15 protein-coding genes and 1 pseudogene are annotated in these 23,685 nt (G+C 71.5%); 8 read left to right on the top strand and 8 right to left on the bottom strand.

The genetic code is table 11. The features are described 5' to 3' along the window. The first annotated feature begins 47 nt into the window (after positions 1-47). The 5 genes from QQM72_RS04940 (at position 48) to QQM72_RS04920 (ending at position 7,509) form a co-directional block, all read left to right on the top strand. Complete coding sequence (locus QQM72_RS04940) at positions 48-1,511, top strand: MFS transporter (RefSeq protein WP_314219521.1); 1,464 nt, start codon at positions 48-50, stop codon at positions 1,509-1,511. Beyond that, on the top strand, positions 1,508-3,301 hold the full coding sequence (locus tag QQM72_RS04935; RefSeq protein WP_314219520.1) for an ABC transporter ATP-binding protein: 1,794 nt from the start codon (positions 1,508-1,510) through the stop codon (positions 3,299-3,301). The genes QQM72_RS04940 and QQM72_RS04935 overlap by 4 nt, the downstream gene beginning before the upstream one ends. Then, positions 3,298-5,013 (top strand): ABC transporter ATP-binding protein, encoded by a 1,716-nt coding sequence (locus QQM72_RS04930; protein WP_314219519.1) that lies wholly within the window; start codon positions 3,298-3,300, stop codon positions 5,011-5,013. The genes QQM72_RS04935 and QQM72_RS04930 overlap by 4 nt, the downstream gene beginning before the upstream one ends. Beyond that, positions 5,006-5,830, top strand: a complete 825-nt coding sequence (locus QQM72_RS04925) for a thioesterase II family protein (RefSeq protein ID WP_314219518.1) — start codon at positions 5,006-5,008, stop codon at positions 5,828-5,830. The genes QQM72_RS04930 and QQM72_RS04925 overlap by 8 nt, the downstream gene beginning before the upstream one ends. Before the next feature lie 77 nt (positions 5,831-5,907). Beyond that, positions 5,908-7,509, top strand: coding sequence for a (2,3-dihydroxybenzoyl)adenylate synthase (locus tag QQM72_RS04920; RefSeq protein ID WP_314219517.1), 1,602 nt, complete (start codon positions 5,908-5,910; stop codon positions 7,507-7,509). A gap of 68 nt (positions 7,510-7,577) precedes the next feature. On the opposite strand, the gene QQM72_RS04915 is transcribed toward QQM72_RS04920, so the two are convergent. Continuing rightward, on the bottom strand, positions 7,578-8,243 hold the full coding sequence (locus QQM72_RS04915; protein WP_314219516.1) for a TetR/AcrR family transcriptional regulator: 666 nt from the start codon (positions 8,241-8,243) through the stop codon (positions 7,578-7,580). A gap of 391 nt (positions 8,244-8,634) precedes the next feature. Continuing rightward, a complete protein-coding gene (locus QQM72_RS04910) occupies positions 8,635-10,329 on the bottom strand; it encodes a DUF885 domain-containing protein (protein WP_314219515.1) in 1,695 nt (564 codons plus the stop codon). Between the two features lie 835 nt (positions 10,330-11,164). Here QQM72_RS04910 and QQM72_RS04905 point away from each other — a divergent pair. Beyond that, the gene (locus QQM72_RS04905) at positions 11,165-12,514 is read left to right on the top strand and encodes a salicylate synthase (protein WP_314219514.1); all 1,350 of its coding nucleotides are present in this window, start codon (positions 11,165-11,167) and stop codon (positions 12,512-12,514) included. A gap of 129 nt (positions 12,515-12,643) precedes the next feature. Further along, positions 12,644-14,395 (top strand): AfsR/SARP family transcriptional regulator, encoded by a 1,752-nt coding sequence (locus QQM72_RS04900; protein ID WP_314219513.1) that lies wholly within the window; start codon positions 12,644-12,646, stop codon positions 14,393-14,395. Between the two features lie 567 nt (positions 14,396-14,962). Here the strand turns inward: QQM72_RS04900 and QQM72_RS04895 are convergent. Then, entirely contained in the window at positions 14,963-16,111 is a 1,149-nt protein-coding gene (locus tag QQM72_RS04895) for an AMP-binding protein (RefSeq protein WP_314219512.1), read from the bottom strand. Between the two features lie 235 nt (positions 16,112-16,346). Between QQM72_RS04895 and QQM72_RS04890 the strand changes: the two are divergent. Next, positions 16,347-16,711, top strand: a pseudogene (locus QQM72_RS04890) (IS3 family transposase); the annotation flags it as partial. Positions 16,712-16,907: 196 nt separating this feature from the next. Here QQM72_RS04890 and QQM72_RS04885 read toward each other — a convergent pair. From QQM72_RS04885 to QQM72_RS04865, 5 genes are all read right to left on the bottom strand, one after another. Continuing rightward, positions 16,908-17,747, bottom strand: a complete 840-nt coding sequence (locus QQM72_RS04885; protein WP_314219511.1) for an SGNH/GDSL hydrolase family protein — start codon at positions 17,745-17,747, stop codon at positions 16,908-16,910. 68 nt (positions 17,748-17,815) lie between these two features. Beyond that, the gene (locus QQM72_RS04880; protein ID WP_314219510.1) at positions 17,816-18,847 is read right to left on the bottom strand and encodes a hemolysin family protein; all 1,032 of its coding nucleotides are present in this window, start codon (positions 18,845-18,847) and stop codon (positions 17,816-17,818) included. Next, entirely contained in the window at positions 18,844-20,184 is a 1,341-nt protein-coding gene (locus tag QQM72_RS04875) for a hemolysin family protein (RefSeq protein ID WP_020131656.1), read from the bottom strand. Before QQM72_RS04875 ends, QQM72_RS04880 begins: the two co-directional genes overlap by 4 nt. Before the next feature lie 186 nt (positions 20,185-20,370). Beyond that, entirely contained in the window at positions 20,371-20,796 is a 426-nt protein-coding gene (locus tag QQM72_RS04870; RefSeq protein ID WP_314219509.1) for a GNAT family N-acetyltransferase, read from the bottom strand. A gap of 319 nt (positions 20,797-21,115) precedes the next feature. Beyond that, complete coding sequence (locus QQM72_RS04865; RefSeq protein ID WP_314219508.1) at positions 21,116-23,683, bottom strand: ABC transporter permease; 2,568 nt, start codon at positions 23,681-23,683, stop codon at positions 21,116-21,118. Between the last annotated feature and the right edge of the window lie 2 nt (positions 23,684-23,685).

The raw sequence follows: 23,685 nt of genomic DNA, 5'->3' as shown, positions 1-23,685 counted from the left end.
GTTATCGTACGCGTACAAATAGTGCGTACGAGAATCATGGAGGAGCAGTGGACGAGAAAGGTCTGAACCGGGGGCGAGTGCTCCTCGCGGTGGCCTTGGCGCAGTTCACGGTCACGATGGTGATGTCGATCGTGAATGTGGCGCTCCCCGCCATCCGCAGCGGCCTGGGGTTCGACCCGGATCAGCTCTCGTGGGTCATCAACGCGTACTCGTTGGTGTTCGGCGGTCTCCTGCTGCTGGGCGGCCGGGCGGCCGACCTGTACGGGCAGCGGCGCCTGCTGGTTCTCGGCGCCCTGGTGTTCGCCGCGGCGTCGCTCGGCGGGACGCTGGCCCAGAACCCCGCGGAGATGATCGTCGCCCGGGTGGTGCAGGGGCTGGGCGCGGCCGCCATGGCGCCCGCCGCGCTCGCGGTGCTCACCACCACCCAGCGCGTGGGGAAGGAACGCACCAGGGCGCTCGGCGTGTACGCCGCGGTCTCGGCCGTCGGCGGGGCGGTCGGCGTGCTCGCCGGCGGGCTTCTCACCGAATACGGCGGTTGGCGCTGGGTCATGTTCGTCAACGTGCCGCTGGCCCTGGCCGTCGCCTGGCTGGCGATGCGGCACGTGCCCGCCGGCGCCGCCGCGGGGACGCGCCGGCTCGACGTCCTCGGCGGTGTGCTCGGCACCGCAGGCATCGGACTCCTCGTCCTCGGCATCGTCCGCACCAACCAGAACGCCTGGACCTCGGCCACCACCCTCGCCACCCTCGCCGGAGCGGCCGTGCTGCTCTGCGCGTTCGCCGTGGTCGAGACCCGGCCGTCGACGACGGACCCGCTGGTCCGCTTCTCGCTCCTGGCCCGGCGCGGCATCGGCGGTGCCAATCTCTTCCTGCTGCTGGTGTGCGCGGGACAGTTCGCGGGCTTCTACTTCGTCTCGCTCTACCTCCAGCAGGTGCTCGCGCTGTCGCCGGTCGCCACCGGTGCGGCCTTCCTTCCCTTCTGTGCCGGCATGATCGCCGGCAGCGCGATCTCCACCCGGCTGCTCGGCACGCTCGGAGCCAAGGCCCTGCTCGTGCCGGGCGGTCTGGTGGCGGCGGCCGGCTTCGGCTGGTTCGGCCTGATCAGCCCCTCGGGCAGCTTCCTGGCCGACATCCTCGGCCCGTCCCTGGTCGCCGGCTTCGGCATCGGCGTGTGCTTCGTGCCGCCGACCAGCACGGCCACCGAGGGACTGCCGCCGCACGAGGCCGGAATGGCCTCCGCCCTGCTCAACAGCGCCCGGCAGATCGGCGGCGCGCTCGGCCTCGCCGTCCTCGTGACCGTCCAGGTCCAGCACACCGACAGCGCCCTCCGGGCCGGCGACTCGCCCGGGGAAGCCATGACCAGCGGGTTCGGGCTGGGGCTCGGCCTGGCCGGAGCGATCCTGGCCGTGGCCGCGCTCGTGGCCGCCGTCGTCCTGCCCTCGCGCACCCGCACGGCCGCACCGGCTCCGGCGGCCGACGCCCTCGGCACCCCCGCGACGGAGGTGCCGCAGTGACCACCGAAGCCGACACCGCCCGGCAGGCGCTCACCGGACTGCTGAGGCCGCACCGGTCAGGTCTGGCCGCCGTCCTCGTCTTCCAGATCGTCAGCGCCCTCGGGGGTCTCCTCCCGCTGATCGCCGTCGTGGAGCTGGGACGCGCCCTGCTGCGGCAGGGCCCGGTGGACGAGGACCACGTGTGGGCCGCCGTCACCGTCGGCGCGATCGGACTGCTCGTCCGCGTCCTGTTCGGCGCCCTCTCCTCGGGCATCGGACACCTCATCGACGGCGAACTCCAGCTCTCCGTAAGGCGGCTGCTCGCCGAGCACCTCGGCCGGGTACCCCTCGGCTGGTACGCGCGGCGCAGCTCCGGCGAGCTGAACCAGGTCGTACAGGGCGACGTGGGCGATCTGCACCCGCTGACCGCCCACACCCCCGGCGAGGTCGCCTCGGCGGTCGTCGTGCCGCTGGCCTCCCTGGTCTACCTGTTCCTCATCGACTGGCGGCTCACCCTGGTCGCGCTGGTCCCGGTGCTGCTCGGCCTGGTGCTGAACCTCATGCTGATGTCGGACGGCCGGCGCCGGGACCAACTCGCCCTGGACGGCGCCATGGGCCGGATCGCCGGCTCCGCCGTCGAGTTCGTCGAGGGCATCTCGGTGGTGAAGGCGTTCGGCGGGTCCGGCCGGGCCCACCGCGCCTTCATCAAGGCGGCGGACGATTTCGCCGACTACTTCCTGGCGTGGGTGCGCGGTGTGGCGGCCCTCGGCGCGCTGGCCTCGCTGGTGCTGTCCCCGCCGTTCGTCCTGGTCGTCATCCTCACCGGCGGCGCGGCGCTGATCACCACCGACTCCATGCCGCCCGCCGACCTGCTGCCCTTCCTGCTGCTGGGGCTTGCCCTGACCGCACCGGTCAGGGCCCTCGGGCACGGCCTGGACGACGTGCAGGCGGCCCAGCGGGCGGCCGGCCGCATCCAGGACCTCCTCCGGGTGCCACCGCTGCCCGAGCCAGCCCGGCCGGTGACGCCGAGCGGTCACCGCGTGGAGCTGCGCGACGTCGGCTTCTCCTACGAACCCGGGCACGAGGTCCTGCGCGGCATCGACCTGGTCCTCGAACCGGGCACCCTCACCGCCCTGGTGGGGCCCTCCGGGGGCGGCAAGTCGACCCTGGCCCAGCTGCTGCCACGGTTCTTCGACCCGACCCGCGGAACGGTGTCGCTCGGCGGCGCCGACCTGCGCGACATCGCGTCACGGGACCTGTACCGCCTGGTCTCCTTCGTCCTGCAGGACGTACGGCTGCTGCGCGCCAGCGTGGCCGACAACATCGCCCTCGCGGTGCCGCGGGCCGGCCACGAGGACGTCGTCCGCGCCGCTCGGCTCGCCCGCATCCACGACCGGATCCTCGAACTGCCCCGCGGCTACGACTCCGTGATCGGCGAGGACGCAGGGCTCTCGGGGGGCGAGGCCCAGCGGATCTCCATCGCCCGCGCCCTGCTCGCCGACGCCCCGGTGCTGGTGCTCGACGAGGCCACCGCGTTCGCCGACCCCCGCACCGAGCACGACGTACGGCGCGCCCTGGACACGCTCAGGGAGAACCGCACCCAACTGGTCATCGCCCACCGCCTGGAGACCATCGCCGAGGCCGACACCGTGGTCGTGCTGGAGGACGGCGTCGTGTCGGAGCGCGGCACACCCGCCGAACTCCTCGCCACGGACGGCAGGTTCGCGGCGATGTGGGAGGCCCAGCAGGCCTGGCCCGACAACGCGCCGCGGGAATCGGGAACGGTCACGAAAGAAGGCGAGTACCGGTGATCCGTCTGATGCTGCGCGTCCTCGGTGACGAGCACGCCCGCCCACTGCGACGCACGCTCACCCTGATGACCGTGACCGCGGTCGCCGAGGGCCTCTCCTACGCTCTGCTCATCCCGATGCTCAGCGCCCTCTTCGGCAGCGACCCCGGCGACGCCTGGTTCTGGCTCGGTGCCTTCGCGGTCGCCGCCGCCGGCTGCGCCGTACTGCGCTACCGCTCGGACGTGTCCGGCTTCCAAGCCGGGGCCACGCTCTCCCGCGGCCTGCACCACCGGCTCGGCGACCACCTGGCCCGGCTCCCCCTGGGCTGGTTCACCCCGCGCCGCGTCGGGGACGTGACCGTCCTCGCCGGCCGTAGTGTCCTGGAGGCGATGGCCGTCCCGGCCCACCGCCTCCAGCCGCTCATCGGCGCCTTGGCGACACCGCTCACCGTGGTCGCCGTGCTGATCTGCTACGACTGGCGGCTCGGCCTCGCCGCCCTGGTGGCCGTACCCGTCGTCGCGGCGACGCTGATCGGGACCGGCCGGGCCACGGCCGCCCAGGACGCGGAGCGCGCGCGCCGCGGCGACGAGGCCGCCGGACGTGTCATCGAGTACGTTCGCGCCCAGCCGGTGCTGCGCCTCGGCGGCCGGACCACCGACGGGTTCCGGCTGCTGGACGACGCGCTCGACGGACAGCGCCGCGCGGTACGACGCTCCGCGCTGTCGGCACTGCCCGGCGTGCTGGGACTGTCCTTCACCGTGCAGGCCGTGTTCACCGGGCTTCTGGTGCTGGGCACCTGGCTCGCCCTGGGCGGCCGGACCGAACCGGCCGAGGTGCTCGCGCTGCTCGTGCTGGCCGCCCGCTGCGTGGATCCGCTGCTGTCGCTCTCCGACCTGAGCGGCCGGCTGAGGGCCTCGCGCGGCGAGCTGGAGCGACTCGACGCCGTACTCCGGGAACAACCGCTGCCGGAACCCGCGAAACCCGTTCAGCCGGGGCACGCCGACCTCGCCCTCGACTCGGTGGTCCTCCACCGCGGCGGCCGTGCGGTCCTCGACGGCGTCTCCCTGACCGTGCCCGAGGGCAAGCGCCTCGCGGTGGTCGGCCCCTCGGGCGCCGGCAAGACCACGTTGCTGCAACTCCTCGCCCGCTTCCACGACGTGGACGCGGGCGCCGTACGGTTCGGCGGCGTGGACGTACGCGACATCGGCACCGAGTACCTGATGGACCGCGTCTCCATCGTCTTCCAGAACGTCTACCTCTTCGACGGCACCATCGAGGAGAACGTACGGCTCGGCCGCCCCGGTGCCGCCGCCGCCGACGTCCGGGCCGCCGCGGCGGCCGCCCGCCTGGACGAGGTCGTGGCCCGGCTCCCGGACGGCTGGTCGACCAGGGTCGGCGAGGGCGGCGCCGTGCTCTCCGGCGGCGAACGCCAACGCGTGTCCATCGCACGGGCGTTGCTGAAGGACGCCCCGGTCGTGCTCCTCGACGAGGCGACCTCCGGGCTCGACCCGCAGAACGAGCGAGCCGTCCAGGACGGCATCGACCGCCTGCTGACGAACCGGACCGTGGTCGTCGTCGCCCACCGGCTGCACACGGTCCGGCAGGCTGACAGCATCGCCTTCCTGGACGGCGGAAGGATCGTCGAACAGGGCACCCACGACGAGCTGGTGCGCCAAAACGGCCGCTACGCCCAGTTCTGGCAGGTCTCCATGGTCCCGTCACCGAGTGAGTGAGGCAGACATGTTCACCCAGCCCCCGATACCCGTCCAGGCCGGGACAGCGGTCCGGCGGCCGGTGCCCCGCAGGTGCGCCAGAGCCCGGGTGCTGTGCTTCCCGCACGCCGGCGGCGCGGCGAGCCACTACCGAGGATGGGCCGCTGACGCCCCCTGGGACGTCGAGTTCGCGGTGATCCAGTACCCGGGCCGCGAGGACCGGTACGAGGAACCGGCCCCCACCGGCATGGCGGCCCTGGCCGGCGCGATCACCGGCGAACTCCTGGCCGACCTCCGTGAGGCGGCATGCCTGCCCACGGTGCTGTTCGGACACAGCATGGGCGCCGGCGTGGCCTACGAGGTCGCCCGGGGGCTGACCGCCGCCGACCGGGCGCCCGCCGCCCTTGTGGTGTCCGGCCGCCCCGCCCCGGGACTGTCGCGGCCGGGCACCGTACACCTCGGCAGCGACGACGACCTGGTGGCCGACCTGCGCCGGCTCGGCGGCACCGGCAGCGGCATCCTGGACAACCGGTCCCTGATGACGGCTGTCCTGCCCACCATCCGCCGCGACTACCAGCTCATCGAGACCTACCGGCCACTGCCCGGCGTCCCGCTGCGCGCCCCCGTCACCGTCCTGTACGGCGACCGGGACCCCGAGGTCGACGAGCGGGAGGCCGCGGCCTGGCACGAGGCCACGGAGGGCCCCTGCGAACTGCACGCCCTCCCGGGAGACCACTTCTACCTGGAGGCCCACCGCCGGCAGGTGCTCGACCACATCGTGGCCCGGGCCCGCGAGGCGGCGGCCGGCACACCCGCGGGCTGGCCCAGCATGCCTTGATCCAGACGAAAGGCCCTGACCCGTCACCGGACCGGGGCAAGGCCCCACCGATCCCAGTGAACCCATGGGGGACCCTGATGAGCGAAGACCTTGTGAGCCCGCCCGCCGCGGTGACCCGGCGGTATCAGGAACTCGGCTACTGGACGGGCGAGACGCTCGGCGAGTGGCCGTCCGGGATGCCCGGCCGCGCCGCCCGGACCGCCCTGATCGGTGCGGACCGGCGTATGACCTTCGCCGAACTCGACCTGGCCACCGACCGGCTGGCGGCCGGGCTGCACGCACGCGGACTGCGGGCCGGCGAGCGCGTGGTCGTACAACTGCCCAACACACCCGAGTTGGTGGTGCTCTCGCTGGCGCTGTTCCGACTGTGCGCCCTGCCGGTGTTCGCGCTCCCGGCGCACCGGGAGGCGGAGATCACCCACCTGGTGGACACCGCGGAGGCGACGCTCTACATCTGCCCGCCCGAGTCCCTGGACGCCGGGTACGGACGGCTCGCCAAGGAGGTCGCGACCCGCTGCGCCTCCCTCCGGGAGGTACTGGTCGCGGGCGGGTCCGCCTCCTTCGCGGCCCTCGACGAGGTGGACGCGGCCCCAGTCGAACTGCCCACCCCCGATCCGCTCGACGTGGCGCTGTTCCTGCTGTCCGGCGGCACCACTGGTCGGCCCAAGCTCATACCGCGCACCCACGCCGATTACACGTACCAGCTGAGGGAGAGCGCGCGGTTGTGCGGCTTCGGCCCGGACAGCCGCTATCTGGCGGCGCTGCCCGCGGCTCACAACTTCGCGCTGGCCTGTCCCGGAGTGCTGGGAGCGCTGCGGCTCGGCGGAACGGCCGTGCTGGCTCCGGCGCCGACACCGGATGTGTGCTTCCCGCTCATCGAGCAGACCCGCGCGACGGCCACCTCGCTCGTCCCGCCACTGCTCCGGCTGTGGCTGGACGCCGTGGACTGGAACGACTGCGACCTCTCCTCGCTGCGGCTGCTCCAGGTGGGCGGCGCCAAGCTCGACGCCGACACGGCACGGCAGGTGCCCGCCGCGCTCGGCTGCACGCTCCAGCAGGTCTACGGAATGGCCGAGGGCCTGCTCAACTACACCCGCCTGGACGACCCCTGGGACGTCGTGTGCCGCACGCAGGGGCGCCCGCTGTCGCCGGCCGACGAGATCCTGGTACTGCGCGAGGACGGAGGTCCCGCCGTCCCGGGAGAGCCCGGCGAGCTGCTCACTCGCGGCCCCTACACGCTGCGGGGCTACTACCGGGCGCCCGAGCACAACCGGGTCCGTTTCACCGAGGACGGCTACTACCTGACCGGCGATCTGGTGACCCGCTCGGCCGACGGGAACCTCGAAGTGGTGGGCCGCGTCAACGACGTGGTCAACCGGGGCGGCGAGAAAGTGCCCGCGCTGGAGCTGGAGGAGCATCTGGGCGCCGACGCCCGCATCGCGGCCGCGGCGGTCGTCGCGCTGCCCGACGAGATGATGGGCGAGTGCACCTGCGCGTGCGTCGTGCCCGTGGACGCCGGTGACCCGCCCACGCTCCGCGAGGTGCAGACCGCCCTGAGGGCGAGGGGCATCGCCGCCTACAAGCTGCCCGACCGTCTGGTGGTGCGGTCCGAACTGCCGCTGACGGCGGTCGGCAAGGTCGACAAGAAGACCCTGCGCGAGCAGGTGCTCGCCGGCTGAGTCACGTACGCCCGCGGCCCGTCGCGAGTCCTTCTCGCGACGGGCCGCGCGCAGGTACGGCGATCGGGTCAGACGCGGGCGATCAGCCCGTCGACCACCGCTTCGAGGCCCTGCCGGTGGGTGTCGCGGGTGGTCAGCTCGGCCCACCGGTCGGCCAGGGACGCGAGCCGGGGGTACGCGTCCGCGGACAGGGTGGCGAACGCCTGGTCCCGGTGCGAGGGCTGGTCGCGCTCGATCCGTCGGCGCTCACGGGTCACCCGGATCATCAACTCGCCCACGGTGTAGTACCAGACGGTGCGGTACGCGTCGACGGCCTGCTCGGGGGTGAGGCCACAGGCGACGGCGGCGTCCACCATCACCTCGACGATCCACAGCGCGGAGACGGCCATGAGGTCGTCCGAGGCGAGCACCTCGACGATCCAGGGGCAGTCGGCGAGCACGGAGTGCAGCAGTTGGCCCGCGGCGATCATGCGCTCGCGCGGGTCCTCGGGCAGCTCGGGGCGGCGGATGCTCTGAGCGTGCGCCTCCAGCAGAAGCAGCAGCAGTTCGTCCTTGTCGCGCACATGGTGGTAGAGCGCCATGGGGGTGCTGTCGAGTTCCTTCGCCAGGCGCCTCATCGACAGACTGTCGGCGCCTTCCGCCGCCAACAGGCGCTGTGCACCCGAGATGATCGCCTCCTGCGACAGCCGGGGCGGACGACCGGTTCTGCCAGTGCGCTTGGGTCGGGGCTGCATCCGTCCATCTTCCTTCACGGCTTGGTGAGCGATCCTGCGGCTGTCACGGAGGGACGCGGCAGGTGTCGGGGATCGGGTCGGGAGGGGACCGGCCCCGGAGGCGGAGGGGTGGTCCGACTCGGCGCGGCACGCGGCACCGGACCGCTGGGGGACGGATGGGGCACCGGCCGGCCAGGACCCGACACTGGCCGCCGCGACGTCCGCAAGCCGGCGAGGTGGTCGAACAGGCCTGGGAATACGGACATTTGCCCCCTCGGGGGCCTGGATGACACCCTAGCACCAGGCCTGTTCGCCACACCCGCGGATCTGTCCCGCGCGCGATGACGGCCGGCGGACACGGGGGACGGTGGCACCGGGGGCCGGCGGCTCGTGCGCGGGCTCCGAGGGCCGCTCAAAGGGCCGAGATCTCGCGTAGCAGGTCGTCCAGGCCGAGCGAGCCCTGCGACAGTGCCGCCATGTGCCAGGCCTTGAGGTCGAAGTCCGCGCCGTGCCGCGCACGGGCCGCCTCCCGGCCCATGAGCCAGACCCGCTCGCCGAGCTTGTAGCCGATGGCCTGGCCCGCCATGCCCTGATAGCGGACGACCTCGCTCTCGACGTAGTCGGCGGGGCGACTGCTGTGCAGGGCGAGGAACTCCTGGGCCAGCCCGGGCGTCCAGCGCTCGCCCGGGTGGCAGGGGGAGTCCGCCGGGATCTCCAGCTCCAGGTGCATCCCGATGTCGATGACGACGCGGATGGCGCGGAGCATCTGCGCGTCCAGATAGCCGAGCCGCCGTTCGGCGCTGGTCAGGAAGCCCAGTTCGTCCATGAGGCGCTCGGCGTACAGCGCCCAGCCCTCGGCGTTGGCGTGGACGATGCCGACGGTGCTCTGGTACCGGGAGAGGCTGTGGGCGACATGCGCCCACTGGGCCAGCTGGAGGTGATGGCCGGGTACGCCCTCGTGGTACCAGGTGGTGACCAGGTCGTACGCCGGGAAGCGGGTCTCTCCCATCGTCGGCAGCCAGGTGCGTCCCGGCCGGGAGAAGTCCAGCGATGGCTCGGTGTAGTACGGGGCCGCGGCGCTGCCGGGCGGGGCGATGCGCGACTCCACCCGGCGCACCCGCTCGGCCAGTTCGAAGTGGGTGCCGTCCAGCGCGAGGATGGCCTCGTCCATCAGCGACTGGAGCCACTGCCGGGTTTCCTCGACCCCCTCGACGGCCTCGCCGTGCCGGTCGCACCAGGCCAGCGCCTCCCAGGGGGTCCGGGCGCCCGGCAGCACCTTGCCGGCCTCGGCCTGCATCTCGGCGAGCAGCCGGTGGAACTCGGCCCAGCCGTACGCGTAGGCCTCGTCCAGGTCGAGGTCGGTTCCGTTGTAGTAGCGGGCGAGGCGGCCGTAGCGCTCTCGGCCGACGACGTCCGGTGCGCCCTCGACGGCCTGGGCGTAGCTGTCCCGGAACCAGTCGCGCAGCTCGACGAGGGCACCGGTGGCCACTTCGGCGGCCGCGGTGAGCTCCTCGCGCAGCCGCTCGGGCCCGGGGTCGGTGAACTCCGCGAACCAGCTTCGGTCCGTACCGATCCACACGCCCAACTGGTCTATGACGGTGGCGACTTGGCGTGGACCCGCAGGCAGCTTTTGTCGGCGGCCGGCGTCCAGGGAGGCCCGGTAGCCCGCGAGAGCGTCCGGCACGGCGCGTAGCCGCCGGGCGATCGCGGCCCAGTCCTCGTCGGTGTCGGTGGGAGTGATCGTGAAGACGTCGCGGACCTCGTGCAGCGGTGAACTGAGGTTGCTGACCGTACGCAGCCCCTCGCCCGTCTCGTGCACCGCGAGTGCGGCGGTGAGCCGCTCGCGCAGCAGCCGGGCGCAACGCCGCTCGGCGACGCTGTCCGCGCCTGGGGCGGCCTCGGCCGCGGCGAGCCGGCCCAGGGTCGTGCGGGCGAGTTGGGCCACCGCCTCCCGGCCTGCCGGCGAGAAGTCGGGGAGCCGGCCGGAACTCTCGGCGACGCCCAGACAGGTGCCGGTGATCGGGTCCAGGCCGACGAGGGCGTCGACGTGGTCGTCGGCGACCTGACGAGGCAGTCTGCTGCCCCCTGGTGTAGCGGAGTCGGGCATGTTAGTCCATCCCTGCACAAATGTGTCCGCCGTGTCGCCGTCCGTGGGCCGGGACGTAGCTGCTCCTATTTTGGATGACAACCGGCGAGGCTTTGGGTACAGTTATCTTACGCGTACAACATACAGGTACGGAAACTCGGGGGAGTGGATGTCTCGCGCATTGCTGACCAGGTGCGGCACGGGTGAACCCGTCGATGGTGCCGGTCGGCGCTCACGTGGGGTCCACCATGAGCCGCGGCGGCCGGGGTTGTCATCCCCCGTCGGCCCCTGCCGTCGCTTTCATCTTCCGTTTCCGTTTTCGCTGATTTCATATTCCGGAGTCACCGGCCGGCGGTCATCTGCCCGAGTGAGGGAATCTGTGAATCCTTTGTGGGGAGGCCGTGGCTGATCGGGGAGTTTCCTTGTTCAATTTCATTGATCGGGTGCGGTCGGCTGGGTACACTCGATAACTGGTGCGAGTCGACGCGGTAACCGTATTGACATGACGCTGATATCGGGGGGAAAGATGTCTGGTGGAAGCGTGGCGCTGATGGCCTGCTCGCCTCTCGAGGTTCGAGTGATGAATTAATTTCGTGGCGTGTGCCGCTGTCCTGGCGTAAAGGCTCTCTGGCCTTCAGTGCGAGTCGAGTGGAATCGCGTTTTCCCGCAGTGTGCGGGTGGGGTGTGATCCGCTTTATTCCTCAATTCCGCGTTTTCCGTACGACTTGCTCGATCTGCCATGGATTTCCCGCCAGGGCGGGGACTGCGGTCGCCGGCGAGCTCAGCCCTGCCCGGTCGGACGCGGCGTCGCCCTCCAGTCGGAGGAAGTGAAATGAAGGCTCATTACCGCACTGCTGTGTTGGAAACCGCACGTGAAGAGTTGGACATTGCCGTCGGCCTCGCCGCCTCGGGCCTCTTCGGTACATTCGTGGTCCACGAGGCGCCGGACGGATGGTCCATAGCGGGCGGGGTGGCCGCGGAGGTGATCGTCGACGCCAAGAGTATTCGATGTACGAGCCTCGGTGTCACCCGCGAGGAACCGTGGTTCGGGGAGCCCCTGACCGCGGTACAGAAATTCCTGGCCGACCTGCCGATCAGCGACTGGACCGCGTACGGCTGGTGCGCCTTCGAACTTTCCTACGCCATCGCCGGAATGACGGTGGAGGAAGGAACGCTGCTGCACCTCGTGGTCCCGGAGACGGAGCTCCGGCTGACCGGGTCACGAGTCTTTCTCCGCAGTCTCGACAGCGTCGCGTTGGCCGCGGTGGAGGACACGCTGGCTCGTATCGCGGCGGACCCCGTGCCGACCGAGTCGCTACCCGTTGAGGTGGACCTGGAAAGCGACGCCGAAGCCTATCGCCGGAGCGTGAGGTCACTCGTCCAGGAGATCCGCGCGGGCAAGCTGCAAAAGGCCATCCTCTCCCGTGAGATACCCGTCGGGAACGAGATCGACTTTCCGGCCAGCTATCGCAGGGGCCGCTTGGAGAACACCCCCGCGCGGTCCTTCCTCCTGGACATGGGCGGGCTGCGCTGCTTCGGGTTCAGCCCCGAGAGCGTCGTCGAGGTCTCCGCGGACCGCCGGGTGTCCAGTCAGCCGCTGGCCGGCACGCGTGCCCTGACAGGTGATCCGCACCTTGACCACAAGCTTCGCGAGGACCTTCTCTCGGATCCCAAGGAGCTGCACGAGCACGCCATTTCGGTGAAGGTCGCGGTCGACGAACTGGATGGCCCGTGCAAGCCGGACTCGGTCGTCGTCGAGGAGTACATGTCGGTCAAGGAACGCGGTTCGGTCCAGCACCTGGCCTCGAGGGTGGTGGGGCAGATGCCTGAGGGGGCGAGTCCCTGGGACGCCTTCGCCGCCGTGTTCCCGGCCGTCACGGCGTCCGGGGTACCGAAACGCGCCGCCTATCAGGCCATTCAGCGGCATGAGCGGAATCGTCGTGGCCCGTACGCGGGCGCCGTGCTGAAGGTCGCCGAGGACGGCGCCATGGACGCTGCTCTGGTGCTGCGCAGCGTCTACGCGCAGGGCGGCCGTACCTGGCTGCGGGCCGGCGCCGGCATCGTCGAACAGTCCCACCCGGACCGTGAACTCGAGGAGACCCGGGAGAAGTTGCGGTGCGTGGCCACGTCGTTGTTGGCGTGCCCCAAGGGTGCCGGGACCACGCCGTCCGGTGCGGAGGCAGTCCGTACCGGGTCGCACGACTGACCAGGGCAGAGCCTTGCTGGCTATCAACCGTCCATTCTTGGAGGTAACGGCACCATGTCGACAACGGGGGAATGTCTGTCCATTCAGTTACTGGGGCCCATACGGGCCTGGAGGGACGGAAAGGAGGTCGTGCTCGGTCCACCGAAGCAGCGTGCTGTCCTCGCGCTGCTGGCCAGCCGGGCCGGTGATGTCGTAGGGATCGAGCACATCATCGACGCCGTCTGGGGAAGCGATGTCCCGCAGACAGCCGTCAACGGCGTCCACACCTATGTGGCCGGGCTGCGCCGTGTGCTGGAGCCCGACCGCAGTCGACGGGGCACCAGCTCCGTACTCGCCTCCGCGGCAGGCGGCTACTGTCTGTGCGTCAGCCCCGAGGCGATGGACATCACACGGTTCGCGCAGCGCCACGCACAGGCGCGCAGGGCAGGAACGGACTGCGACACCGAAGGGGCCCTTGCGCTGTACCGGGAGGCCCTGTCGCTGTGGCACGGGGAGGCCTTCGCGGGCATTCCCGGACCGTTCGCGGCCATGGAACGGACCCGGCTGCAGGACCTGAGGATGACGGCCACCGAGGAATGGGCCGCGGGCATGCTGAAGGCGGGACGGCACGGCGAGGTGGTCGCCGACCTGTCCGCCGCGGTGGCCGAGGAGCCCTTGCGAGAGAAGCTGCGCTGGTTGCTGATGCTCGCCCTGTACCGCTGCGACAGGCAGGCCCACGCCCTCGCCGTGTACACCGAGACCCGGCAACTGCTCAACCAGGAACTGGGCATAGAACCCGGCGCAGAGCTCTGCAACCTGCACCAGGACATCCTGGCCGGACGCGCGGTCACCGCCTGCCGGGACCAGTCCCCGGTGCCGGCCCCGACCGGCGACCTCGTGGACAGCGCCCCGCCGTACATTCCGCGTCCCGCCCAACTTCCGCCACTGGCACGTGGGTTCGTCGGTCGTATAGCTGAACTGGACGCACTGGAAAGGGTGTTGGTCGACGACGAGGTGCGGTCCGGCGCCAGCACGGCGGTGGCCGTGGTGGACGGCCGGTCGGGCATGGGCAAGACGGCGGTCGCCCTGCGGCTGGCGCACCGGATCACCGACCGCTTCCCGGACGGCCAGCTGTTCGTCGACCTCGGCGGTACGGGACTGCAGGGCGAACCGCTCACGGCCTCCGAAGCCCTTGCTCAACTGCTGCGCAGTCTGGGCGTCGACGACGTGCGGATGCCCGGCGACCTGGCCGGGCGGGTCAGCCTCTACCGCAGTCTTCTGCACGGGCAACGGATGCTGGTGGTGCTCGACGACGCGCTCAGCACCGAGCAGGTCCGTCCGCTGATCCCCCGAGGCGCGTCGTCAGTGATCGTCACCAGCCAGCAGCGGCTCACCGGACTCGCGATCCGTGACGGCGCCCACCGGATCCGGGTCGGGCCGCTGTCCGAGAGCGAGTCGGCGGAGCTGCTCACCTACCTGGGCGGGGACCGGTTGCGGGAGGAGAAGGCGGTCATGATGCGTCTGGTGCGCATCTGCGAAGGGCTGCCGCTGGCACTGCGCACCGCTGTCGAGGAGCTGATCGAGGCGCGTGACGTCCCACCTGCCGCGGTGGTAGAGCGCTACGCCGACAAGCGCGGGCTACTGGACCGCCTCACAGTGGAAGGCGACGAGGCCGCGAACCTGCGTACGGTGTTCGAGGCGTCGTATCAGGCGTTGCCGGCGGAGGCGGCCCGGATGTTCCGCTACCTGGGCCTGCACTCCACCAGCCCGATCAGCGTGCAGCAGGCCGCGACCCTGGCGGGCACGAGCCGGGCGACGGTCCGATGCCTGCTCGATCGCTCGTCGACGGTGCCGCGCCGCACGGCGCCACTGGAGGAGGACGGAATCCGCACGGCACCGTGAGCTGATCGGTCGGCGTGGAAGGAGCGGGGCCGACGAGGCCTCGCCCCTTCGCTCCGTACCGGGGGCCGGCGGTGTCTGCGGCGTCCCGCTGTGCCGAAGCGGATCGACAGGCGATGGGGACCGCGGACGAGGCCGCCCTGGTCCCGTCGCATCCTGTGCACGGGCACATTCGGAGGCAGCCGAGGCGAGGGGAGTGTTCGAGCAGTTGAATGGACGGTGATGCGGTCCTTCACACGGGCTCGTGGGGCGCGAGAGCCAGTGACGAACCATCAGCTCGCGGCGATGCATGGAACCACGCGTCGGTCTCGGGCAGATCACACCGGATGCCACGCCTGCGAATGCCGTGGTGGTGGCTGCGCACAGCGCATCGGATGCGCGCCCCGTGGATTTCCACGTTGATCCCCTACCCGACAAGGGACACGATCACGGCACCGGTCGGGTGCAGGAGAGCCGGGGCAGATTGCTGCTCCCGTGGACACTTGCCCGGCCGGCCGTCGGGATGTCGGCGACACCGTCGTCGATCGTAGGGCCGTGCCGACCGGATGCGAGGCGGACGGCTGTCGAGGCTCAGGCGGGTGCCGTTGGTGGTTCGGCCAGTTCGAGGCGGCCCTTGGCCAGGCGTCGCCCGGACACCCCGGAACGCAGCAGCGGAGCCTCCTCCCAGGCCGGCACGGAGCGTCCGGGGCGGTGGACGATGCCGAAGGGCAGCGCGGGACCGGCGGCGCACAACTCACCGGCCTGTTCGGCTGCCAGAAGCCGGCCTCGCCCGTCCACCACACGCACCTGTACCTGGGGCACCGTAGTGCCGAGTGCGCCTGACGACGATTGCGCCGCCGTTGTCGGCGTGAACTCCTGGGAGGCCCAGGGCAGGACGCCGTCCGTAGGGGCGAAGTCGGCACGCAGCCTGGCACCCGGCAGTGCCGCGAAGTGCCGAGCGACCAGCGTGCTCGGTGTGGGACCGCCGATGAGTTGCACGAGCCGCGGCCGGATCGGGAGGGCGTCCACGACAGCGTCGTACTCCTCGGGACTGAATACGGCGGCGCACACCGTCCCGTCGCGTTTCATCGGCACGCCGTCGCCCGGGAGCGTGCACAGCGACCCTCCGCCGGCGAACGCCCACCACATCGCGGACAGCGCGCGCGGGCACGCCGGAGGGCCGCCCACGAAGACCCGGCGCGGAGCGGGCCCCGCCGTCCGGATCCGCTCGGCGGTGGCGAGTTGCCAGGCGCGGTGGTCGACCAGGTGCCCGGTGGGCCTGTTGCGTCCGTCATCGGAGATCAGCAGGTAGGCGGCTTCCCCAGGTTGCGAGAGGGGGAGCGCCGGCTCCAGCCGGTGAGCGGTGATCCGTCGCCAGGTCTCCTGGTCGTTGAGTGGCAGCGTGGCGTGCCGCCGCGGCCATGCCTGCCGAGTGGAACGGCTGCACAAGACGGTCGAGGCATCGCTGACTGCGGCGATTTTACGGAGTTCCGGCCGGCCCAGCCCCTGCGCGGCCGGCACACACACTCCTCCTGCCTTCAGTACGGCCAGCTGTGCCACCAGAGCCTGCCGATGGTCGTCGCAGTGGACGATCACCGGATCACCGAGCTGGACTCCACCGTGTACCAGCACCGATGCCAGCTGTGCGGCCCATAGTTCGGCCTTGGCGAACCGCAGTTCACCGCGTGCGTCCTGTATGGCGACCGCGCCTGGGCGGTGTTGGGCCGCCCGGGTGAACAAGGCGTCGAGGGTGTTCTCCGACGGCGAAGGCGGCCCTCCGGCCGGTGTGGCGCGCGTCCCGGAACCTGCGCGACGCGCCGAGGTGGGGTCAGTGATCACTGAATTTCCTCCAGCTTGGGAACGAACCCCAGCTTGGTCCCCTCCTCTGGGGAAGTTCTTGATGAATGCCCGCCTCTCCTCGGGGGGCGTTTCCCCTTCAGCGTGGACACCCTGACCATTGGATCGTGGTGATCCACTGCGGGCGCGGGTGAAGGAACTCGAGCTCGAGCGGGAGACCCTGCGGAGGGCCGCGAAGTATGTTGCGGCGCGGACCAGTTGGTGAGCAGCCGCTTCCGGTTCGTCGAGGATCACCGTGGTGCCTTCGGCGTCAGGCGGCTGTGCCGGACACTCGGGGTCTCGCGTTCCGGCTTCTACCGGTGGCCGGCCGGCGCATCCGCGCGGGCCGGCCGGGCGAGGGCGGATGCCGAGCTCGCCGAGCACATCAACCGGATCCATCAGGAATCGGACGGCGCCTATGGGGTTCCGCGCGTCACCGCCGAGCTGAAGGAGGCCGGGCGGCCGGTCAATCACCGGCGGGTCGAGCGCGTCATGCGCGAGTACTGAGCTGGTGGGGTTCAGCACACGCTCCGGGCTCGCCGTGAGCTACAGGCGGCCGGTCGTTGAGGTCGACAGGACGCAGGTCCTCGCTCAGGACGCTGTACGACTCGTGGCGTGACGTCGGTCTGCCTTGCCGCAGGTGTCGTGCGGATGAGGCTCCGCGTCTATTCGGCGCATGGCATCCGGGCGAGGTTCCGGCTCAGGGCCCTACCTGTCGCCAGTCCGTCACGGGGCCGGGGTTTGTGTGGTCCACAGGGGTGACCCAAAAGGCTTTGCCCAGCTCAGCGCTGAACTGGGCGCCTGTCCGGCCGTCCCCGGAGGACCGGCCGGTCAGCCGGCGGCCTATCCAGGGCAGGAGGTACTGCCGGGCGAACCGCGCGTCGGCGACGCGGCGGGCGGCCCAGCCCGGAGGCAGCGTGGCCGGCATCGGCGTGTGCCACTCGGTGTCCTGCGGGTCGTGCCCGAGGCCCTGCCAGACCGCCTCCGCGACCCGGCGGTGGCCCTCCGCCGTCAGGTGCAGCCGGTCGATGTCCCACATGCGCGGGTCGCCGAGGGACGGGGCGCCGTACAGGTCGACGACGAGTGCGCCGTGCCGCTGCGCCAGCTCCTCGACATGCACGAAGAGCTCCTCCATGCGCGGCCTGAACCGCTCCAGCACCGGCCCCTGCCGGCCGGGGCTGCGCATCAGCACCAGCTCCTTGCACGCGGGAGTCAGGCGCTCCACGGCCTCCGTCAGCAGGCCCTTGACGCGGCCCATGTCGCACTTGGGGCGCAGGGTGTCGTTGAGGCCGCCGACCAGGGTGATCACGTCGGCGCCCATCGCGACGGCCACCGGCACCTGCTCCTCGACGATCTGTCCGATCAGCTTGCCGCGCACCGCCAGGTTGGCGTACCGGAAGCCGGGGGTGCGGGCGGCCATCCGCGCGGCGAGGAGGTCCGCCCAGCCCCGGTAGGAGCCGTCGGGCAGCAGGTCCGACATGCCCTCGGTGAAGGAGTCGCCGAGGGCGACCAGGCTGGTGTGTGCGGGATTCGTCTGCATGGCGACATCAATGGTAGCCCGAGTCTCATACCCAGCGGTCGGTCACCTCCGGCACCGTCTCCGGGCCCTCACGCCCGCTGCCCGAACAGCTCCCGCAGCACGTCCTCCATGGTCACCAGACCGGACAGCCGTCCGTCGGAGCCGAGCACGGCCGCCAGATGCGTACGGGTGCCCCGCATGGCGGTGAGGACGTCGTCCAGCGGAGTCGCCTCCCGCACGCGCGCGATGGGCCGCATGTCGCCCAGCCGGAACGCGGTGTCCCGCGGCGAGGCGTCCAGCGCGTCCTTCACGTGCAGGTAGCCGACGATCCGGCGCCCCTCGTCCACCACGGGGAACCGGGAGAACCCGGACTCCGCCGCCAGCCGCTCCAGTTCCTCCGGAGTGACACCCACGCGCGCGTAGACGACCCGCTCCAGCGGCAGGACGACATCACGCACCGGGCGGCGGCCCAGCTCCAGGGCGTCGTGCAGCCGCTCCAGGGCACGGTCGTCGATGAGACCCGCCTCCCCGGCGTCCTTGACGATCTGGGCGAGCTGGGCGTCCGAGAAGGCCGCGGCGACCTCGTCCTTGGTCTCGATCCGCAGGAGCCTCAGCAGGCCGTTCGCGAAGGCGTTGATCGCGAAGATCACCGGGCGCAGCGCCCGGGCCAGCGTGACCAGCGGCGGTCCCAGCAGCAGCGCGCTGCGCACCGGCTCCGCGAGCGCGATGTTCTTCGGCACCATCTCGCCGAGCAGCATGTGCAGATAGGTCGCCGCCGCCAGCGCGATCACGAAGGACACCGCGTGTCCCGCGCCCTCGGGCACGCCCACCGCGTGGAACGCCGGCTCCAGCAGGTGCGCGATGGCGGGTTCGGCGACCACACCGAGGATCAGCGTGCACAGGGTGATGCCGAGCTGCGCGGCCGCCATCAGGGCGGACACGTGCTGGAGGCCCCACAGCACGCTCTTGGCGCGCCGGTCGCCCTGCGCGCCCTTGGCGCCGCCTTCGAGGTACTGCTCGATCTGGGAGCGGCGTACGGAGATCAGCGCGAACTCGGCGCCGACGAAGAACGCGTTGACGACGAGCGTCGCCAGTGCGATCAGCAACTGGACGGCGATCACTTCCCGGCCTCCTGTTCAAAACCCTCGGACGGCGCGAGCGGCGCGTGCAGCAGCACGCGCGCGGCCCGTCGGCCCGAGGCGTCCACCACGTCCATGCGCCAGCCCGCGACCTCCACGGTGTCGCCGACGGCCGGTATCCGGCCCAGCTCGGTGGCGAGCAGACCGGCGAGCGTCTCGTACGGCCCCTCGGGGGTGTGCAGGCCCACGCGCGCGAGCTGGTCGGTGCGGGCGGCGCCGTCGGCCGAGTAGAGCGTGCGGCCCTCGTCGTCCTTGCCCGCGGCGGCCAGGTCGGACGTCTCGTGCGGGTCGTGTTCGTCGCGGACCTCGCCGACGACCTCCTCGACGATGTCCTCCAGCGTCGCCACGCCCGCCGTGCCGCCGTACTCGTCGATGACCACGGCCATCGTCCGCTTGCCGGACAGCCGGTCCAGCAGCCGGTCCACGGTCAGCGACTCGGGCACGAGGAGCGGCTCACGCATGATCTCCGAGACGGGTACGCGCGGTCGGCGCTCCGCCGGGATCGCCAGCACGTCCTTGATGTGCGCGGTGCCCACCACCGAGTCGAGGTTGCCGCGGTACACCGGGAACCTCGACAGGCCCGTCGCCCGCGTCGCGTTCGCCACGTCCTCGCAGGTAGCCGCCGCGTCGAGGGCGATGACCTGGACGCGCGGGGTCATCACGTTCTCCGCGGTCAGATCGGCCAGGTTCAGCGTGCGCACGAACAGCTCCGCGGTGTCCGCCTCCAGGGCGCCCTCCTTCGCGGAGTGCCGGGCCAGGGCCGCGAGTTCCTGGGGGCCGCGCGCGGCGGCGAGTTCCTCGGTGGGCTCCACGCCGAAGCGGCGCACGATGCGGTTCGCCGTGTTGTTGAGATGGGTGATGAAGGGCCGGAAGGCGGCGCTGAACCAGCGCTGCGCGTTGCCCACGCGCTTGGCGACGGCCAGCGGGGAGGAGATCGCCCAGTTCTTGGGCACGAGTTCGCCGACGACCATCAGGAACACGGTCGACAGGGCCGTGCCCAGCACCAGCGCGACGGAGCTCGACGTGGTGCTCGACAGGCCGAGCGACTCCAGCGGCCCGGCGATCAGCTTGGCGATCGACGGCTCGGAGAGCATGCCGACCACCAGGTTGGTGACGGTGATGCCGAGCTGGGCGCCGGAGAGCTGGAAGGTGAGGTTCCGTACGGCCTTGAGCGCTCCGGGCGCGCCGCGCTCGCCGCGCTCCACCGCCCGTTCCAGTTCGCTGCGCTCGACGGTGGTCAGCGAGAACTCGGCGGCGACGAAGGCGCCGCACGCGAGCGACAGCAGGATCGCCACCAGGAGGAGCAGGACTTCGGTCATCGGGTCACCTCCGTCCCATGATCGGACAGGGCGGGGAGGGACGCGCGGTGTCGCGTGGGGGTACTGGGAGGCTCGCCCATGGGCGGACGCTCACACCTTTCATGAAGTCATCAGGGGACCGCGCGGGTCGTCCGCGCAGCCCCCCAATGGTAAAGGATCGGCAAAAGAGCCCTTGAGGGGCTCCGGTCAGTCGCTGAGCGGCTTCACCCAGCGCCGCCACTTCTCCTCGGGCGCGTACCCCGCGGCGCGCCAGGCATGATGCGCCGTTTCGTTTCGGGTGAGCACCATCGCGTCCCCGCGGCGCCCGCCCAGCCGCACGAACCGCTCCTCCGCGGCGGCCAGCAGCGCCGAGCCGATGCCCCGGCGGCGCCGGTCCGGGTGCACGGCCAGCCGGTAGAGATGGCACCGCCATCCGTCGAATCCGGCGATCACCGTCCCGGCCAGCTCACCGTCCCGCTCGGCGAGGATCAGTGCCCCCGGATCGCGCGCGACCAGCCGCTCCACCCCGCTCCGGTCGTCGCTGATGCTCGTGCCCTCGGCGGAGGTCTTCCAGAAGGCCAGCACGGTGTCCAGGTCCTCGGGGCCGGCGGCTCGTATCCGCAGATCAGTCATGGACCGATCCCACCACGCGGGAAACGGGCCGGAACGCGGATTTCCACCATGCGGACGCCTGCCGACGCTCCGCGGACGACAAGCGGGCCGGGAGCCGGCGCCGGCACCTGGCGGGCCGGCGGCCGGTCCCCGGATGGCAGTCGGCCGGCGCCTGGAAGGCCGGGGGCCGGTACTCGGAGGTCCAGGCGGCCGGTACCCGGGCGACATGCGGCCGGTACCCGGAGGGCCGGCGCCCGGTCCCCGGACCGCCACTGCGCACACACCACGGCGATCACGCGCGCGAACGCCCCCGGTGTTCGCGCGCGTGATCGCCTTCGCGTCACTCGTGCGCGATCGCGGCCAGTACGTTCATCCGCGAGGCGCGCAGCGCGGGCAGCAGGGCCGCCACCACACCGACGACCGCGGAGCCCACCACGACCGCGACGATCGTGCCCCACGGGACGGCGAGCGCCTTCATGCCCTGCAACTCCAGCACCTGCTGTATGCACACGCCCCACACCAGCCCGAGTCCCAGGCCCAGCACCGCGCCGAACACCGCGATCACGACCGACTCCAGCCGGATCATCCGGCGCAACTGCCGCCGGCCCAGCCCGATGGCACGCAGCAGCCCGATCTCCCGGGTCCGCTCCACCACCGACAGTGCCAGGGTGTTGACCACACCGAGCACCGCGATGACGATCGCGAGCCCGAGCAGGGCGTACACCAGGTAGAGCAGCACGGCGATCTGGTCGTGCACCAGCTTCTTGTAGTCGGCCTGGTCACGCGCCTGTACCTGGGGATACGCGTCGAGCGTCTTCTCCAGGCGGGGCCGCAGCTGGTCGCCGCTGGTGCCGGAGGCGGCGTTCACGTACAGCGCCGAGTCCTGCCCGCCGGGCACGTACTTCTCGACGGCGGCGATCCCGAGGAACAGCCCGCCCTGCATGCCGAACCCGTCGCCGCCGTCCTGGTCGGTGAGCGCGCCGACCTTCAGCGACGTGGTCCGCTGCCCGGGGAACTCCACCGGCAGCACGCTGCCCAGCCGTACCCCGTGCTCCTTGGCGAAGTCGACGTCCATGCCGATGGCGCCGTCGGCCAGCGCGGCCGCCGTGTCGCCCTCGGCGTACGTGATGTGCGCTACGTCGTCGACCCGGTCGTCGTAACCGGAGGCGGTCGTCTCGACGCGCTTGCCGTCGGGCAGTCGTACGGCGAGCGGCGCGAACCGCTGCCGAACGACGAGGCCGACGCCCTCGGTGTCGCGCACCGCGTCCGTGACCTCGCGGGAGAACGGCGTGAAGTTGGCGTTCTGGACGACGAAGTCGGCGCCCAGCGTCTTGTCGATCTGCTCGTCGAAGGACTTGGACATCGACGCGCTCGCCACCGACATCCCGCCCACCAGGGCGAGGCCCACCATCAAGGCGGCCGCCGTGGCACCGGTACGGCGCGGGTTGCGCAGGGCGTTGCGCTGGCTCATCCGGCCGACCGTGCCGAACAGCGCGGGGAAGGCGCCGCCGAGCACGCGGATCACCGGGCGGACCAGCAGCGGCCCCGCGATGACGGTGGCGATGAGCGTGAGCACGACACCCAGGCCCAGCAGGGACGCCGCGGACGCCGTCTTCGAGGAGCTCACACAGCCGGCGAGCGCCGCCACGCCCAGGGCGCCGACGACCGCGCCCGTCACCGCGCGCACCTTCAGCGGCCGCCCCACCCCGGCGATGTCCGCGTCCGCGAGGGCCGCCATCGGCGACACGGTCGCGGCGCGCCGGGCCGGGAGGTAGGCCGCCACGAAGGTGACACCGACGCCGACGACGTACGCCGCCACCGGGGTCGCCCAGCCGACGACCATCTCCGTGGTCTTCAGGTTCATGCCGAACGCGCTCATGAGCTTGATCAGCCCGGCCGCCAGACCGATGCCGGCGGCGAGGCCGACCGTGGAGCCCACGACACCGAGCAGTACCGCCTCGGTGAGCACCGAGCGGCGCACCTGACGGCGGTCGGCACCCAGGGCGCGCAGCAGGCCCAGCTCACGCGTGCGCTGGGCGATCAGCATCGAGAAGGTGTTCACGATCAGGAACACACCGACCAGGACGGCGATTCCGGCGAAGCCGAGCATCACGTACTTGATCACGTCGAGGAACCCGCCCAGCGCCTCCGCCGACGACTTCGCCTGCTCGTCGGCGGTCTTCACGTCGTAGGGCCCGGCACCGAGCGCGGAGCTGACGCGCCGCTCGAGGACCGGGTCGCTCACCCCCTGCGCCGCGTCGACCGAGATGCTCGTCGCCTTGTCCGGCGACCCCAGGAGTTGGTCGGCGGCGGTCTTCGGGTCGAGGAAGACCAGGGCCGCGCCCGGGTTCGTGGTGGTGAAGGTGGCGATGCCGACGATCCTCACCTTGAACGAGCCCGGCTGGGCCATCACGGTGAGCGTGTCGCCGATCCTCACGTGCTTCTTGTCGGCGGTGTCGGCGTCGAGCATGGCCTCGCTCGCGCCCTGCGGGGCGTGGCCGGAGGTCAGCTTCACCGGGCTGCGGTCGGTGACGTACCAGTCGGTGGCGATGGTCGGCGCGCCCGTGGTCGGCCCGACGGACTCGTTCTCGCCGTCCACGACCGTGATGTTCTCCACGCTCACGTCCGCGTGGGTCGACGCGACCCCGTCGACGCGGGCCACCTCCTCGGCGAGGGAGGCGGGCACGGTCTGCACCGCGCCGGTCGGCACGGACGCCTTCAGGTCGTCGCTGGGCTCGACCGTCACATCCGCCGACGTGGACGCGAAGAGCCGGTCGAAGGTGCGCGTGACCGTGTCGGAGAAGATCAGGCTGCCCGCGACGAACGCCACCGACAGGACGACGGCGAGCGCGGACAGCAGCAGCCGCCCCTTGTGCGCGAGGAAACTTCTGAGGGTGGCTTTCAGCACCG

The sequence above is a fragment of the Streptomyces zaehneri genome (assembly GCF_032248645.1).
Classification (GTDB): domain Bacteria; phylum Actinomycetota; class Actinomycetes; order Streptomycetales; family Streptomycetaceae; genus Streptomyces; species Streptomyces coriariae.
The sequence above is the reverse complement of the archived record's forward strand: the minus strand, read 5'-3'. Positions and strand labels throughout refer to the sequence as shown.

Excerpts from the sequence above, each read along its gene's own strand:
- QQM72_RS04915 (WP_314219516.1), bottom strand. The coding sequence starts at position 8,243 with ATGCAGCCCCGACCCAAGCGCACTGGCAGAACCGGTCGTCCGCCCCGG.
- QQM72_RS04870 (WP_314219509.1), bottom strand. The coding sequence starts at position 20,796 with ATGACTGATCTGCGGATACGAGCCGCCGGCCCCGAGGACCTGGACACC.
- QQM72_RS04885 (WP_314219511.1), bottom strand. The coding sequence starts at position 17,747 with ATGCAGACGAATCCCGCACACACCAGCCTGGTCGCCCTCGGCGACTCC.
- QQM72_RS04910 (WP_314219515.1), bottom strand. The coding sequence starts at position 10,329 with ATGCCCGACTCCGCTACACCAGGGGGCAGCAGACTGCCTCGTCAGGTC.
- QQM72_RS04875 (WP_020131656.1), bottom strand. The coding sequence starts at position 20,184 with ATGACCGAAGTCCTGCTCCTCCTGGTGGCGATCCTGCTGTCGCTCGCG.
- QQM72_RS04920 (WP_314219517.1), top strand. The coding sequence starts at position 5,908 with ATGAGCGAAGACCTTGTGAGCCCGCCCGCCGCGGTGACCCGGCGGTAT.